This window comes from Nonlabens sp. Ci31, assembly GCF_012974865.1.
In the GTDB taxonomy this organism is placed as follows: domain Bacteria; phylum Bacteroidota; class Bacteroidia; order Flavobacteriales; family Flavobacteriaceae; genus Nonlabens.
Genome location: NZ_CP043633.1, coordinates 2,009,289 through 2,026,055 on the forward strand (window position 1 = coordinate 2,009,289; position 16,767 = coordinate 2,026,055).

General features: G+C 38.3%; 12 protein-coding genes. 2 read left to right on the forward strand and 10 right to left on the reverse strand.

The window, feature by feature from the left end:
* Positions 1 to 8: 8 nt before the first annotated feature.
* From F0365_RS08935 to F0365_RS08955, 5 genes are all read right to left on the reverse strand, one after another.
* Positions 9 to 668 (reverse strand): chromophore lyase CpcT/CpeT, encoded by a 660-nt coding sequence (locus F0365_RS08935; protein ID WP_169933380.1) that lies wholly within the window; start codon positions 666 to 668, stop codon positions 9 to 11.
* 52 nt (positions 669 to 720) lie between these two features.
* Positions 721 to 2,148, reverse strand: a complete 1,428-nt coding sequence (locus tag F0365_RS08940) for an SDR family oxidoreductase (RefSeq protein WP_169933381.1) — start codon at positions 2,146 to 2,148, stop codon at positions 721 to 723.
* Positions 2,149 to 2,253: 105 nt separating this feature from the next.
* Complete coding sequence (locus F0365_RS08945; protein WP_169933382.1) at positions 2,254 to 5,943, reverse strand: ABC transporter permease/M1 family aminopeptidase; 3,690 nt, start codon at positions 5,941 to 5,943, stop codon at positions 2,254 to 2,256.
* Positions 5,944 to 5,945: 2 nt separating this feature from the next.
* Entirely contained in the window at positions 5,946 to 6,845 is a 900-nt protein-coding gene (locus tag F0365_RS08950) for an ABC transporter ATP-binding protein (RefSeq protein ID WP_169933383.1), read from the reverse strand.
* 203 nt (positions 6,846 to 7,048) lie between these two features.
* Positions 7,049 to 7,474, reverse strand: coding sequence for a hypothetical protein (locus tag F0365_RS08955; RefSeq protein ID WP_169933384.1), 426 nt, complete (start codon positions 7,472 to 7,474; stop codon positions 7,049 to 7,051).
* Between the two features lie 123 nt (positions 7,475 to 7,597).
* On the opposite strand from F0365_RS08955, the gene argS reads away from it, so the two are divergent.
* On the forward strand, positions 7,598 to 9,382 hold the full coding sequence (argS, locus tag F0365_RS08960) for an arginine--tRNA ligase (RefSeq protein WP_169933385.1): 1,785 nt from the start codon (positions 7,598 to 7,600) through the stop codon (positions 9,380 to 9,382).
* A 647-nt stretch (positions 9,383 to 10,029) separates the two neighbouring features.
* Here argS and F0365_RS08965 read toward each other — a convergent pair.
* From F0365_RS08965 to rlmF, 4 genes are all read right to left on the reverse strand, one after another.
* Positions 10,030 to 10,194, reverse strand: a complete 165-nt coding sequence (locus F0365_RS08965; RefSeq protein ID WP_169933386.1) for a Lacal_2735 family protein — start codon at positions 10,192 to 10,194, stop codon at positions 10,030 to 10,032.
* A gap of 200 nt (positions 10,195 to 10,394) precedes the next feature.
* Positions 10,395 to 11,648 carry a tetratricopeptide repeat protein gene (locus tag F0365_RS08970; RefSeq protein WP_169933387.1) on the reverse strand — a complete coding sequence of 418 codons (1,254 nt, stop codon included), beginning with the start codon at positions 11,646 to 11,648 and terminating at the stop codon, positions 10,395 to 10,397.
* Positions 11,648 to 12,991, reverse strand: a complete 1,344-nt coding sequence (locus F0365_RS08975; protein WP_169933388.1) for an ATP-binding protein — start codon at positions 12,989 to 12,991, stop codon at positions 11,648 to 11,650. The genes F0365_RS08970 and F0365_RS08975 overlap by 1 nt, the downstream gene beginning before the upstream one ends.
* Before the next feature lie 19 nt (positions 12,992 to 13,010).
* Entirely contained in the window at positions 13,011 to 13,844 is an 834-nt protein-coding gene (gene rlmF, locus F0365_RS08980; RefSeq protein WP_169933389.1) for a 23S rRNA (adenine(1618)-N(6))-methyltransferase RlmF, read from the reverse strand.
* A gap of 537 nt (positions 13,845 to 14,381) precedes the next feature.
* Between rlmF and F0365_RS08985 the strand changes: the two genes are divergently transcribed.
* A complete protein-coding gene (locus F0365_RS08985; protein WP_169933390.1) occupies positions 14,382 to 15,731 on the forward strand; it encodes a DEAD/DEAH box helicase in 1,350 nt (449 codons plus the stop codon).
* Between the two features lie 60 nt (positions 15,732 to 15,791).
* Here F0365_RS08985 and F0365_RS08990 read toward each other — a convergent pair whose 3' ends face one another.
* A complete protein-coding gene (locus tag F0365_RS08990) occupies positions 15,792 to 16,688 on the reverse strand; it encodes a DUF6263 family protein (protein ID WP_169933391.1) in 897 nt (298 codons plus the stop codon).
* Positions 16,689 to 16,767 lie beyond the last annotated feature (79 nt).

Sequence of the window (16,767 nt, forward strand, 5' to 3'; positions counted from 1 at the left end):
ATAGTAAATCAATCTAGATTAATATCACCATAATCTAAATCTCTTAATGATCCTTTGTTGAAGATGTAACCACCTTTTTCTGCACCCCAAATTTGGTTGCCGTCTGCATCAAAGCCTCGGTCCCAAGAAATGAATTGATATTCTCTAATCAGTACTAGGCTGGTCGTATAAGTAGCTCCATTCCTAACGCTCAAACAGCTGTTTTTTCCAGTAGCGCCAGAATAAAAACCATCTTTGTCTTTTTTAATAGTTATCTCGCAACCTTCTCTCAGTTCTAAATACTCTGGTGTTAAATATTGGAACGCTTTAGGATTTTTGAATTTACCGTAATACTTTTTTTCATTAGGAATCGTATAGACTTCACAAACAATAGCGTTGTCATCTTTTCTAACGAGTTTGTACATGCTCACTCGATACGGCTGATCCTTTTGAGAAGCTAGAGCTTGTTCTACATACAGCCATCTCTCTCCACTATCTTTCCATACAGGATGCATTTCAAGTGAAATGTTATAGTAACTAGAATCTATTTTGTTTTGCATACTGCTATTGTAGCTGCCGCGTATCATTTTATAAACTTTATCTAGCTCTTTATCCTTAGTAGAGTATTGGTCAGAAGAGCAAGATATTAACAGCAACAAGGGAATGAGAAGAAAACAACGTGATTTCATAAAAGAGATTTGATATTAAAAATAATTAATATTTGGTAAAGTCTAGATATGATTATTTCCCAGTCGCAATATGCCTGATCATTCCAGAAAAAATAAAGTAATGAAATGGAAGCATGGAATACCAGTACAACCTACCCCAAATACCTCGTGGTCTGAAAGTAGCTGTTTGATGTACCACGTTGTTTTCATCGATTTCAAATTCTAGCCAAGCTTCACCTGGTACGCGCATCTCGGCAAAAAGCAGCAATCTTTTTTCTTCTTTGTCTGCCACAAGAACACGCCAAAAGTCAAGCGCATCTCCAGCGTATATTTTATTTGCATTAGTGCGACCACGTCTCAATCCTACGCCTCCAAAAAGCTTGTCTACAGCACCGCGTATTTTCCATAAAAAAGTAGCGTAGTAATAGCCGTTTTTGCCACCTATAGACCAGATGCGCTCTAAGGCAGCTGCAGCATCTGAGGTTTCTAGTTTCTGTGCATCTTTAAGACACCCATAGCTAGGTACCTTTTTATATTTGTTGAGACTGCGTTTAAACCTGCCGCTGACCATGGAGTCTTTCCAACTGCTCACCACTTGGTTTTGCTCGATTTTTGCAAATGCCATATCCAGTGCCTCTTGATAATTGTACCGTTCAATACCTAATCTTTCGGCCAGGTCGTTTTTTGAGGCAATGACTTCTATCGCCATACTGTCAACCAGATTTTGAGCCAGTTTATAACTGGTGCTGGTAACAAAATACAACCAGTAACTGCTCAGTTTAGGAGTCATGACGGGAACTGTAAAAATATAGAGTTTTAACCCGCGATTTTGAGCATACCCCAACATCATTTCTTTGTAGGTCAGTATACTTTTCCCGCCTATATCAAAGCTCTGATCATAACAATCTTCTCTTCCTAAAACACCCATTAAAAAACTCATGACATTACGTATGGCAATAGGATGTGTTTTGGTATTGACCCATTTAGGAGTGATCATTACCGGTAGTTTTTCACAAAGATCTCGCACGATCTCAAAGGAGGAGCTGCCACTACCTACAATTATTCCTGCTCGTAAAACCGTAAGATTAAAATTACCGGTGTAGAGTATGTCTTCTACTCGCTTCCGCGAAAGCAAATGTTTACTAAGTTGTTCTTCATTGACAATTCCAGAAAGGTAAATGACCTGCTGACAATTGGTTTCCTGAATCAGTTCCACAAAACGCTCGGCACATTCAGCTTCCATTTGATCAAAATTATCGGTACTAGAAGACATGGAATGGATCAAATAGTAAGCGACGTCGATATCCTTAGGTAACGCATGATCTGCATGTACGTTAAGAAAATCAATTTCTATAATGTCAATTTGGTCTTTGATCTCTTGAGGTACAGAAAGTCTCGCGGCACTGCGTACCGCACAAACAACCTCATGGTCTTCTTTTAATAATTCATAAAGAAGGCGTACGCCTATATAACCGTTGGCTCCTGTAAGTAATACTTTCATAATTTAAATATACCATTCAAATCGTGTAACTAAGGTATAAGTTTGTTAAAACAAAAAAGCGCCATCCTAGTAGATGGCGCTTTTATAAAATAGGGAGTCTATACGTTAATTAGTAGCCTTCTTTTCTTGGTCAGCTATTTCATTCACTTTTTTGCGATTGTCATTAGTGCTTCTGTCAATTAATTTGTAGTACGGATCAATCCCTACTTCTACAGGTTTTTGAGAAACTATAATATCCGTATCGTTGAAGATATCAGATATTTTCACTTTTTTCAAATACAAAACATCTTCTTCTCCAGTTTCTTCGTTTTCTTCTCCAAAGATTCCTATTTCAATATAGTCGGCAAGAGGTAAAGAAGAAATCGCACTTTTCTTTCCTTCAGGAGTAAAACTAAGACTGTCTCCTGCCACTGAAGCATATGTTTTTTCACCTTTCTTATCAGACCGGTATTTACTTACTAGACTTTTAATGTTTACCAAATATTGATCTTCGCTGATTTTGCGATAAGTGGCATCGGTTACTTCATTATCATAAAGAGTAATGGTTTCAAACATATCCTTTATGAGGTACTGTAAAGAGTCTGGGGTTACCTTTCTCAGGTCTTCTACAAATTCTGGTGCAGTAGGGTATGGAGCACTTTTGAATTGGTACTTCTCAGCAAATCTTTTTGCAACATCGTTGAATTTCTGTTCCCCTATATAATCACTCATGGCATACAATACCACAGATCCCTTTTGATAATGAATATACTGCTGGTTTTCATTATACATCAATGGGTTCTCTTTAATGGATTCTCCAGCACGACCACTTAAGTAACCTTCCATAGATTCTTTAAGGAATTTACGCATCTGGTTTTTCCCATATACCTTTTCCAATACTTTTAAAGAGCTGTATTCTGACATGCTTTCTGAAAGCATAGTCATTCCTTTAGCTTTTGCTCCTATTACCTGATGTGCCCACCACTGGTGCGCCAGTTCATGTGCTGTTATAGCCAGTGCATAATCTACAGCATCTTTGTTAGTTTCATCTACATCGGCAATAAAACCTACTCTTTCACTAAATGGAATCGTGTTGGCAAAAGCCTGTGCAAAGCTCCCGAACTGCTTAGGGAATTCTATGATACGTGCCTGTCTGTGCTGGTAGGGTGTATAGTTTTCATTGTAATAATCCAGACCTTGCTTTAAGCCATTCATCATGCGATCTAAGTTATAGGTATGATCAGGATGGTGGTAAATTTCCAAATTGATTCCTTTATAGGATTCTCTTTTCACCTCATATTTTCCACTTAAGAAAGAGTAAAAATTCAACATCTTAGAGTCCATTTTGTAGTGGAAATACTTGCGGCCATTTTCCTCCCATTCTCTAATAAGGTAACCAGGCGCAATCGCAATTTGATCAGGGCTTGTGCTTACTGTAGCTTCAAAATCAATCCAGTCGCTATTGCCACCTATATAGTTATTATCTGTTGCGCCAGGGGCATCTGGAGCTGGCAACCTGTCTTTAGGAGGTAGGTTATACTTCTCTCTTATTTTTACATTGCGTATTTCAAAAGCGTCGTTATAACCTATAGAAGGATACATTCCTTGGTTCACAAATGTCCCATTGCTATAAATAGGCGAATTACTGTCTAAGAATTTATTAGGTTCATTGTGCATGGTGAATTTAAAGACAAGCGTGTCGCCAGGTAGTAGTGCTTTTTCAAAAGCATACATTCGGTAATTGTAATCTTCATTATCATATACCGTTTCTGACTTGCGATCTAGGGTAATTTCTGTAGGGTAGTCGGTAAGATTTACATGTAGGGTGTCTATGGCTAGGTCACTTTGGTTCACCATAGTATAGGTAGCTCCAGCTTTAAAATCTCGGGTTTCAGGAACCATATCCATAAAGGTGTTTACCGCTACTAATCGAGGTTGAACTGCCGTAGCAAATTTCCCTAATTCTTTCTCTCCATTCACACGTAGTTCTTCTTGTTCTTTACCGGTTAAGATCTCGTTATCTACATTGTTTATTTTCCAGATGTAGCCACCTATAGATAGAAATCCAACTAAAGAAACTGCTGCTACTGTGAGGAGTGTTTTTGTTGCTCTCGCTTTCGCGAAAGCGAAACGTCCTTCCATATCAGTGCTCATTCCACGTCTATAGAATAATAAAGCAATACACGCCAGTACAATTCCAAAGAGTATCCAGTATACACGATAGGTGTAAAAGCTAGGTAAATCATTTCCATAGCCCATAAAATCTGAGGCGCTAGGGGCTCCACCAGAGTTAAAATCAAATATGGCTTGAGTAATACCTATAGCCCCTTGAACGAGCGGTACAGCAACAGCTATGATCAATAAAATAGCCAGTCCTAACCATTTGTTTTTAATTAAGGTATGGATCATTAGGGCTAAGAATATCCACGGAACATAACTCCATACGTTTAACATAAAAGTCTGGAACAGGTATAAATCTAATTGGTAGTCGGTAAAACTACTAATGGTTTGATAAATGACGCCACAAAAGATCAATACCAATTGTAAACTCGCCACCATTAAGAATAGAGCGACAAATTTAGACAGTAAAAACACCCAGTTTTGAGTAGGAGTAACATCTACTATTTGGTTGATATGTGCTGCATTGGAGCGGTCCATTAAGAATCCAGAATACAGGTGGATCAACAGATAACTAAATAGAGCTATATAAGAAGCAGGCTCTGCGAGCATGACCCATGTTTTAGGTAAAATACTGGTATTGTATAAAAGCCCTGTGTTGAACATCAAGACCATAGTAAGTACAATAGCTAAGAAGGAAATAATGATAAACGGCCACCCGAATATGATGTACTTCGCATCACTTTTAGCAATGTGCCAAAGCGTTTTTAATTGCCCGAAAAAAGAAAAATCCGTTTTGGCAACAGGCATCTCTACCTTGTTGATTCCACTGGTGTTTTCTTTGGTCATGCGCTGGGATTTCTTTTTAGAAAAACTGATGGTCAAAGCGTTCTGAGCAAATTTGAACTTTGCGATGACAAAGCTCAAAATCAATAAAGCAATTCCAGCCCATAATAAACGATTCCACATAATCATTCCAGAGAATGGTAATAAGAGTTCATTTTGCTCAGCAGGTGTCCAGTATTTGGTGGTTTCACTGATCGCAATATTCCCCAACGGATCTGCCATCGAGAGCCAAAACGGATCTTCTACTTGGCCTACAAATGAGGTGGTTACTAGTTGGATGATAATCAAAGTAAGAATCGTCATGAATCCTATATTCATGTTGCGGGTAAATACAATAATTGCAAATACTATAGCGCTGTAGAAAAGTATGTTAGGTACTAGAACTACCAAAAAGGGTTGTAGATAGTTCCACAGTTTAAAAGGTCCTAAGAGTTCAGGGTTAGAGCCAGGCAAATAACTACCGATAATAAGGCCTACAATCAATGATAAAATGACCAAAAGATTAATAGTAAATCCCGCTAAAAATTTAGCCAGCAAGTATTCCACTTTTCTAATAGGATAGGAGTACAATACGTTATGCATATTGTTTTTAAAATCTCTATGTATGGTGGTACCTGTAAGACTAGGGATGAGTAAATAGGCGAGTAAGGCTATTTGCGAAATAAGAGCTACGATAGATGCAGGACTATTCAAATAAGAATTGCTGGTTACCGTAACATTATCACTGCTAAATACCCCGGTAGCAATAGCCATGATAACACCTCCTAAAAGAAAGAAGATTGCCGCAAATATGTAAAAAAGAGGTTTCTTAAACCACGTTTTTATCTCGTGAGAAAATATGGTTGTGAACATGATTACGCGATTTCAGGTTGAGCACTAGTACTATTGCGATTCAAAGTGGTGAAATACACATCTTCAAGACTTGCGGTAGCGGGCACAAATGCAGCTCCTGGAGTACTGTCTCCGTAAACACGAACAGTAAGCATGTTATCTTCATTATAATTAGAGGATATCACGTTGTGTGTGCGTTGTATCTCTTCTATAGCATCTCGATTTACCGTAGTGGTCCATACTTTGCCCGCTAGAGTAGCGACCATTTCTTTGGGCGTGCTTTGAGCAAGAATCTTCCCACCATTCAATATTGCCATGTCGGTACATAATTCCTTAACATCATCTACAATGTGGGTAGAGAAAATAACAATGTGGTTGGTTCCTATTTCCCGTAATACGTTCAGGAAACGGTGACGCTCTGCAGGATCAAGTCCTGCGGTAGGCTCATCTACAATAATTAATTGCGGATTATTCAACAATAGTTGAGCGATGCCAAAACGTTGCTTCATACCTCCAGAATATCCTGCGACATGTTTGTGTTGTACATCAGTAAGGTTGGTTACTTCAAGAGCTTTGGCCACAATAGCATTACGCTCTGATTTACTGGTAATACCTTTTAAACTGGCAAAATAATGCAATAAATCATGCGCACTCATTTTAGGATATACGCCAAATTCTTGTGGTAAATAACCCAAGGTTTTTCTAAATTCAATCTTATTGTTTAAAACGTCCAAACCATCTAAATGTATGCTTCCTGAATCAGGAGACTGCAGTGTAGCTATGGTTCTCATAAGAGAAGATTTACCAGCACCGTTAGGACCTAAAAGGCCAAACATTCCAGCTTTAATATCTATAGTTACATCATCTAACGCTTTTACACCATTAGGATACGTCTTGGAAACATTCTTTAAAGTAAGAATCATGTGATAGAATTTTATGGTTTGTAGGGTTAGTATCTCCTAACCTTCATACGTTACAGTTTTTATAAGGGAAAAACCAAAACAAAAAATAAACCACAAAATCCAAAACTAGAACATACAACTCCATACCTCGTTGATAAGAAAAACATCACTTTCAGCCAGTTGAAAGAATATTTCTAACTTTCCCTAATCCCTAATCCCTAATTTTAAAGATCATCAATATATTCAAATCCTTGATCGGTTTTTAACTGCTGGAGTTTATCAAAAAATTTGTGAATGCGTTTGTGGTCGGCTTTTACTTTTACAAAATAATTATCTCTATGAATACTGTATTCTTGAGCGCGACCTTTGTAAATGGTCAATTTATAATAGGGAATAGGTAGTGCATAAGTCTCTAGTAAAGACCTGAACCTAACGATTATTCCATCTTGTCGTATCTCAACATTGCAGCAGTTTATGTTAATATCGAGCACCATAAGGTTGTGAATTTGTATGCTGGTGCTCGTCATAAAAAGTTTTGGAGAACCAGATCCTTTTAATTTCCAGCGTTCTTTTAACGTGAGAACGGCGCCTACTTCTTTAGAGATTTCTCGATCAATTTTCGGATTGTTATAAGACACGTTATAAAGCATAAAGCAAAGTTAGATTTTTGGAACAGTTATTATTTTAGTAAATTCAAATGCTCATTCTATTAGTTCGTTGAATCTCTAAAGCCTTTCATAATCCTTATCTTTGCGGGCTTAAAAATTTTACTTATGACGCTGTTTCAACAACTAGAAAAGGCTGCGAAGGAAGCTGTAAAATCTATTTTTTCTATAGAGTTAGAACAGGTAGAGATTACGCTTACGCGAAAAGATCAAAACGGAGACTTTACCATCATGGTATTTCCTATGTTGCGTCATATTAAGGGGAATCCAGCTGCGATAGGCGAGCAAATTGGAACTTATTTAAAAGAAAACACAGACCTGATCACGGATATCGAAGTCATTAAAGGTTTCTTGAATATCAGCGTCTCCTCAATAGCCTTCTTGACCGATTTTAATCGCATACTAAATGAGGAGAAGTACGGCACCACTGAAGTAGATACGACCCAACCTGGGGTGATGGTGGAATACAGTTCGCCTAATACCAACAAACCACTTCATTTAGGACACGTTAGAAATAACTTGCTAGGTTTTTCTGTAGCAAATATCATTAAGGCCACTGGTCGTAAAGTGAATAAAACTCAGATCATCAACGATCGCGGGATTCATATTTGTAAATCCATGCTGGCTTGGGAGCAATACGGTAACGGAGAGACACCAGAATCTACTGGTTTAAAAGGCGATAAATTAGTAGGAAACTACTATGTAAAGTTTGATCAAGAATATAAAAAGGAAATAGCAGTACTTATTTCAAAAGGCAAGACCGAAGAAGAAGCAAAGAAAGAAGCTCCATCTTTAATGGCTGCTCAACAAATGCTTCAAAAATGGGAAAAAGGTGATGCTGAGGTTGTAGCGCTTTGGGAAAAAATGAACGCATGGGTATATGATGGTTTTAAAACCACTTACAACAATTTAGGAGTCGATTTTGACAGCTTGTATTACGAGAGCAATACCTACTTATTAGGTAAAGATGTCGTACAACAAGGGCTGGATAAAGGGGTGTTTGAAAAAGACCCTGATGGATCTGTATGGATCGATCTCACCGAAGATGGACTGGATAGAAAAATCGTATTGCGCAGCGATGGTACCGCAGTTTACATGACACAAGATATAGGAACTGCTATACAGCGTGTAAAAGATCACGACATCAATTCTATGGTGTATACCGTAGGTAATGAGCAAGACTACCATTTTAAAGTACTGTTTTTAATCCTACAGAAACTTGGTTTTGATTGGGCAGAGAACCTGTACCACCTCAGTTATGGAATGGTAGAGCTTCCATCTGGGAAAATGAAATCCCGTGAAGGAACTGTTGTTGATGCCGACGAATTGATGGAAGAAATGACTTCTACTGCTAAAGCCATCGCACAAGAACAAGGGAAATTAGAAGGGCTTTCTGAACAGGAGAAAGAACGACTGTACGACATGATCGGATTAGGAGCTTTAAAGTATTTTATGCTGAAAGTGGATCCTAAGAGAAGCATGTTGTTTGATCCAGTAGAATCAGTAGATTTTCAAGGGAATACAGGCCCATTTATTCAATATACACATGCGCGTATCAAATCTATTTTACAGAAAACAGGATTTGATTCAAGTAAATTAAACAGCGCGATAAATTTAGAACTGATGGATAAGGACAAGGCAGTAATTATGTCCTTGCAACAGTTTCCAGAAGTGATTCAGAGCGCTGCAGATAAATACAGTCCAGCGCTAATAGCAAACTATGTGTATGAATTGGTAAAAGAATTCAATTCCTTTTATCAAAATGTGCCCAAAATCGTAGAAGAAGAAAATGCCGACTTAAAGCAATTCCGTTTGTTGTTGTGTTACAAGACGGCAGCCGTTGTAAAAAGTGCTTGTGCCTTATTGGGGATCGAAGTTCCTGAGCAAATGTAAGGTAGTCATGGAGTCTGTGAGTGGTGAGCTCGTGAGTGGCGAATTTTTGATTATGTGAGCTTTGAGTGGTGAGTTTTTTTATGACAAACTTATGGAATGCCAAGTGTAAGCTACTCCAGAAAACAGGGCTCGAACCTTTGTCATTCCAGAAAATTTCAGAGCGCATTTTTGAATTATAGCAACGTACCAGAACTGAAATTAGTCTGGAATCCATTTTGGATCTAGGTATAGGAAATCATTAAGAAGGTATAATGGATGCTAAGCAAATCAGCTTTACTCTATTGCTACAGGTTAGACTTTCTTCACACTGATTTTCCAGCAGGAGCATCTGATGAACAAACTAGGTTTCCATCACCTTTGGACTTTCCACAAAACAGGTCCCAAGTGTAAGCTACTCCAGAAAACAGGGCTCGAACCTTTGTCATTCCAGAAAATTTCAGAGCGCATTTTTGAATTATAGCAACGTACCAGAACTGAAATTAGTCTGGAATCCATTTTGGATCTAGGTATAGGAAATCATCAAGAAGGTATAATGGATGCTAAGCAAATCAGCTTTACTCTATTGCTACAGGTTAGACTTTCTTCACACTGATTTTCCAGCAGGAGCATCTAATTGAAACTAAAAACTGAAAATCGCGACTGAAAACTTACTTCAGTGCATCCATTTTCTTAGCAATCACATCAGCTGCGGCATATGCTTTATCACTTGCAGTGCGGTCTGAAGTAGAGAGGGTATGGAATTCTTTCATGAGTTTTTCATATTGCTCTTGCAATTTTTCCATCTCACTTTTCTTTTTAAATAATCCGAACATCGTTTTTTTTTTAGGTAGTCGAGAATATACAAACAACTTTCCACAATTGCTATCCCATTAACAGTGACTTTACCATACTTTTAGATAAGAGTAAGAGTTGTCCCAAATGGTTTTATATCTGTTCCTGCTTTTTCAGTCCATAATAGAATTATGATCTGATTCTAAAATTTGTCTGGAATCCATACTCCAACATCAACGTACTATATATTACTTCTTTTAATGCTCACGGCATTTGCAAACCATTGAAAAGCAAAAAAGCTGATCAAAAAGGCAGTCACAAAAATATTCATAACGTCTTCTGTAGTAAAACTAATGTAAAGAGCGATTCCTGCGATCAGTGTCATGATTCCAGCGGCGAGCGGCATCATTAATGCGGGTTTGGTTTCCCTATAAAACATGCTCCACGGGATCATTAAAATAAGTCCAGCTATAGCAACCATTAAGAATCTGAAATCGTCTAAGAGAAGATAACTTGCCACTCCTGATAGGGAGATAAGGATACAAACAGCCGTAAAAATAACCGCTTGTTTTTCTTTTTTATTTAAAAGGAACTTGGCATATTTATTAAAGCTGAAAAGCAATTTAGATAAAGGACCGATAATCCATGTGCTCAATGCAATTAAAGCTAGAAGAACTACTATAGGAGTTAGAAAAGGTTCTAATGCGGGAACTGTTTCTGCTGCATAGCTAATGGCTCTGGTTCCCAAATAAAATCCTATGATAAAAAGCCACTGGTATTTGGCGCCCATATTTCCTAGCCAAAACTGATATTTCAAGAACCATCTGTAGACAAAATACCTGGCTTGCAAGGCTTGCATCATTCCGGCTTGAGCATAAGAGTTATTAGGGTCGTAACGCAAGGCTTCTTTAAAATGATCTAGAGCTGCTTTGTGATCGCCCATTTCCAGTTTGTTCCAACCGTAGTTGGTATGCGTATAAGAATCTTCTGGATTTTCTCCCAAAGCACCCTTTAAAGTTTCTTCTGACGCTGCTCTTTTATTCTGTTTGAGTTGTGACGTGCTTTTCACATTTAGGGCAAGCAGGTTAGCTGGATCTAGTGATAATGCTTTTTCAGCGAGTTGCTCTGCTTCTTTATACCGCTTTCGCGAAAGCGAAATATGAGCCAGCATCGCATAATTTTGGGGCTCTTGAGCATCTAGTCTAATGGCTTCTTTAAGTAATTCCTCCCCTTCATCATAACGCTCCACGTTCAGCATGATTCTTGCTTTAGTGGCAAATAATAGTGCCATGGAAGGCGAGAGCCCTAAAGCAATATCTATAAAATGCTTTGCTTTTTTAGGATCGTCTTGGGCAAGATTGACCTCTGCGAGAAGGTGCAAACAAGAGATGCTGTTGGGATCTTGAGTGAGCGCTTGGTTGAGGATTTCTTCCGACTGGGAAAATCTTCTTTGCTGGTAGAGCAAATAGGCTCTTTCATATAAGGCTTCGGTCATTACTTTTTAATTTTTAAGTAATGAAGTATATCATCATAAAGCCCAGATTCATTAGCGTATACCGCAAAGTTTTTTGCGGTGACAAACCATTCTTTGGTGCTGGGCTTGTGTTGTTTTAAGGATCTTAGAAGGTCTTTGGTAGTGAGTGGTTGAGGTACGCCAGACTTGATCGCATCTTCTAGTTTATTCTCTATAGCGATATCGATGACTGCTTCTATATCAGCACCAGAGTATTCCAATGCTTTTTTTGCCAGCGCTTGCGTATCTATTTCTGTAGTGGGTTTTTCTTCTAGCTTTAGATCAAAAATGGCTTCTCTTGCTGGAGCATCTGGTGGCGGTACAAAAAGTATGCGATCAAATCTTCCAGGACGACGGAATGCCGTATCCAGATGCCATGGCATGTTAGTCGCTCCTAGTACTAATAAGCCCTCGTTATCGTTAGAAATACCGTCTAGCTCTTGTAAAAACTGATTGATCAGGTTTTTTCCAGCGCTTTGTTTCATATCACTACGGCTGGCGCCTAGTGCATCGATCTCGTCAATAAAAAGAACACAAGGGGTGTTATTTCTTGCGACTTCAAAAATACGGTGTAGGTTTTTCTCTGAATTACCGATCCACATATCCAGAATATCGTTGAGGTTTAACGATATGAACTTGGCATTGATTTGCCCAGCAGTAGCTTTTGCAATATAGGTTTTACCGCAGCCTGGGGGTCCGTAAAGTAGAATTCCACCACCTATTTTCTTACCGTATGCTTTATATATTTCTGGATGGAGTAGGGGTTGTACAATTTTAAGGTCTATCTCTCGCTTGACATTTTCCATGCCGCCTACATCCTTAAAACTGATTTCTGGTTTTTCTATAAAAACGCTTGATTCATTAAAGCCGTCGTCATAATCATCCTCGTAATCGTCCTCGTCGTCCTCGTAATCTCCAGTGCCATTAGAAGGCATTCTCAGTACCTTATCTAGCTCATCATCACTAAATTCAGGATGGTATTTTAGTAAATCTTGATAAGCATCAATAGCTTGTGCCGTGTCGTTAGATCGCACTAAAGACCTGGTGTAAAATAAATGGGTGTCCAGATCTTTATTTCCTTCTTGGATCAGGCTTTCTAAGATCACAATTGCCTTAGAATAGTTTTTCTGTTTATAAGAAATAAGCGCCAGTCCTATTCTCGCCTTAGGCTCTGCTTTGTATTGTAAAATAATCTCGTATTCTTCCTCTGCTTCCTCCAGCATATTTGCCAGTCGTAGGGATTCTGCAAGATGCAATCTCAAAGGGATATTGTCTGGAGAAAACTCCAGTGCTTCTCGTAAATTTTGAATTGTCTTATCGTCCATTTCTCTTCTTCAATCTTTTCTAACTTTTAAACCTCCATGCTACAAATCTGGACTCTTTATTACCAGTGGCCATTTCTATAACTTTTACTTCTGCTTGAAGTTTTTCCAGTTGCTTTAATGGTTTTTTTAAGTTTTGCTTACGCGAAAGCAAACAAGTAAACCATTCTACTTGGCCTTTATAAGCAACGGACTCTTTAATCATGCGCTTGATAAAAAGGGCTTCTCCACCATTGCACCAAAGCTCGTGTGCATGACCAGCAAAGTTGCGTCGCTCTTCATAAGTACCTAGCTTTCTCTGTTTGGACATATTTGCCTTTACCGCTTCTTCCTCACTCCCATAAAATGGCGGGTTGCATATGGTGAAATCATAACTTTCGCCTTCCAGAATCACTCCTTTAAAGATATTGCCTTTATCAATCTGCTGGCGTATTTCTATAGCGTCAATTTTGGAGGTGTTTTTTTTAGCGAAAGCGACACTTTCATCATCTACATCACAACCTACCATCTTCCAATCGTAAATCGAATTTCCCAGAATAGGATAGATCGCACTCGCACCACAACCTATGTCCAGACCATTTTTGCTTCCTTTTCCAACCAGATCTGCCAAATGATGTATATAGTCTGCGCGACCAGGGATAGGCGGATAAAGGGAGCCTTCTGGAAGTTTCCAGTATTTGATTTTATAATGGTGTTTTAATAAGGCGGTGTTGAACTCCAAAATAGAAGCCGCATCACTAAAATCAATAGTTGCTGTGCCAGTGGGGCTTTCAACAAGGTGATTTTCTAATTCTGGATGCGTAACGATTAGTTTTTGAAAGTCGTAACCGTACCTATGTATGTTTCTTAAATGCATGATGCAAAGATACTTTTTAGTGAGCTGTTTTCAGCGGTTTTATAGCTTTAAAAGTTCCTTTACCTAGCCCTCCAGGCTAAGAGTTTTTGTAGGGAGACCACCTTAACATCAGTAACGACTGCAAAGACTTGCTGACTTAGGTTTTGAATTTAAGTTACTGTGAATGTATAACTTACGAACAAAGGGCTTCCAGTTTTTATGTTTTTTGAAGACCGACGATCTCCGGTTCTTACTTGGCAGAGCCTTTTGACAATAAACGGCCGATGTTTTTTTTGAGGGAAGGAATACATTTACTTGAAATTTATCCATTCCAACCTATCAAAAATAAAGTAGCTTTCTGTTTAAAGGCAAGTTTATTTTTTTTAGATTCCAATTTAAGCTTTAAGTGAGTCGTCAACTAGTAGGCCGCCGTTATTTCGTCTTTATATTTTGCGCAGCAAAAGCGATCTGAAGTCTTTTGTCTGACTTCTGTCGTCAAAAAGTCTGTTGCTATAAAATCATCATCATAAAAACGTACATTTGCAAAAATGTTCAATTATGAAAACCTTTGTTGATCTGAACCTCAAAACACCCTTACAGAACGGGTTAGAGGAATTGGGTTTTGAGACCATGACACCAATTCAAGAAGAGGCTTTTCCCGTCATTCTTTCTGGACGTGATATGATAGGAATCGCGCAAACAGGAACTGGTAAAACTTTGGGTTACATGTTGCCATTGCTACATGAGTTAAAATATGCTCAGATAGATGACCCTAGAGTCTTAGTTCTTGTTCCTACTAGAGAGCTGGTAGTGCAAGTCACAGAAAATATTAAAGAGTATTCTAAGTATATGAAATTAAGGGTATTGGGGATCTACGGAGGCACCAATATCAATACTCAAAAGAAGGCCTATGCAGAAGGCGTTGATGTTCTGGTGGCGACTCCAGGACGATTATACGATCTTATCGTGAGTCAAACGGTCAACTTTAAGAACTGTAAAAAGGTGGTGATTGATGAGGTAGACGTGATGCTGGATCTAGGTTTTAGATTTCAGCTGACTAATATTTTTGATCATTTGCCTAAGCGACGTCAGAACATCATGTTCTCAGCAACGATGACAGATCAAATAGAAGATTTTATAAAAGCTTACTTCTATAATCCAGATAAGATTTCCATAGCTGTTTCAGGTACGCGATTAGAAAATATCGAACAGTCTTGTTATGCAGTAGAGAACTTCTACACCAAAGCAAATTTGCTTATGCACTTAGTAAGTGATCAAGAGAAGTTTCATAAAGTACTGGTCTTTGTAGGAAACAAAAAAAGTGCCGATAGACTTCAAGAAGTCATGAGTCCACATTACGGCGGGGAGATTTCTGTTATTCACTCTAACAAGACTCAAAATTACAGATTGAGGTCCATTGAGCTTTTTGATACTGGTGAAAGCCGTATTCTAGTTTCTACAGATGTTATGGCTCGTGGTCTGGATCTGGATAAAATCTCTCATGTTATCAATATGGATGTGCCGGCATTTCCAGAAAACTACATGCACCGTATAGGAAGAACTGGTCGTGCCGAAGAAATAGGGCGGTCTATTCTGTTTTATACAGAGAAAGAAAAGGAAGATAAAGAAAGGATTGAGGAGCTCATGAATTATAAGATTCCTGCGCTCGCTTTTCCTGAAGAAGTAGAGATTTCAGAGCAAAAAACTCCGGAAGAAAAACCTATAATACGGGAGATTTTCAATCCGCATAAAGCAATTGAAGATGAGCGAGGTGCTGCTTTTCACGATAGGAGTGAGAAAAACTCCAAGACCAATGAAGGCGGTAGTTACCGTCGCATTATAGCAGCAAAGTATAAAAAACCTAAAACCCGAGGTGATAAAGGAGCTAACAGGCGCCATAAGAAATAAGCATAAAAAAAGCCGTTTAAGAAACTTTTCTTAAACGGCTTTTCTGTTTTTTTACATGGATTACTCGATAACCGTTGTAGTGGTAGAGGTCATAGTCATTTTCAATTCTTGAGGCATGGTCTCAGATTTTTCAATCAATACTGTTCCATCAAGACTCTGCTCAAAATTAGCTTTTTTGATCCAGCCTGTTTTTTTATCAATGGTATAGCTTGCTTTTAATGGACCCGCCAAATCGTACTTTGCCTTCATGCCCATTAAATCGGTAGTGGCGTCTTTAGGCGTTGCAATCATAGCAGAAGAGTTGATGATATACGACTCATCTGTGACGCTTTCCAAAGTATAAGTGGTTGTAGATTCAAAAGTAGCTATAGAACTAATCATAATCACTTGGTCCCAAGAATCACCGATATTGACCTCTTTTGTCGGCAATATTTGAGTGATTTTATTGTAGCTATCTATTTGCTTTTCAGCACTCATTTCTTTTTTCATAGCCCCTTCAATCTGTAATAATTGCATTTCTGGCAATTCCATACCCTCTATTAATCCTACAAGCTGTGCGCTATTATCAAAGCTTAATATTTCTCCCTTATTATTCATGGTGATTTTTATAGGGTCTTTAATCATGTTTTTAAACATCTGATTCATTGGGTTAGAAGAAGCTCCATCAGAAGACATTGTCTCACTTCCCATAGCAGATTTAGTAGTGTTGGACATACTTTTAACAATAATATCTATAGAATAAATACCATCCTTAATGCCTGTTACTATATAATCGGACTCCGTAGAAATGATAGTCGTGATATCTTGAGGCATGCCGTTAATAACTTGCTTTTGCTCACTAGTAACCACTAAGTTTTGTGGGTATACTCCATCTTTTTCAAGATTGTAAACAATATCGTATTGAGCTGTTGTGATCATGCAACAACATAAAGCGATAAATAATAATGTCTTTTTCATGTTTTTTAGTTTGGCGGGCTAATATAAGATCAGAAAATGATTTAGAAGTGATTTTAACGATTTTCTAACGATAGGTAAA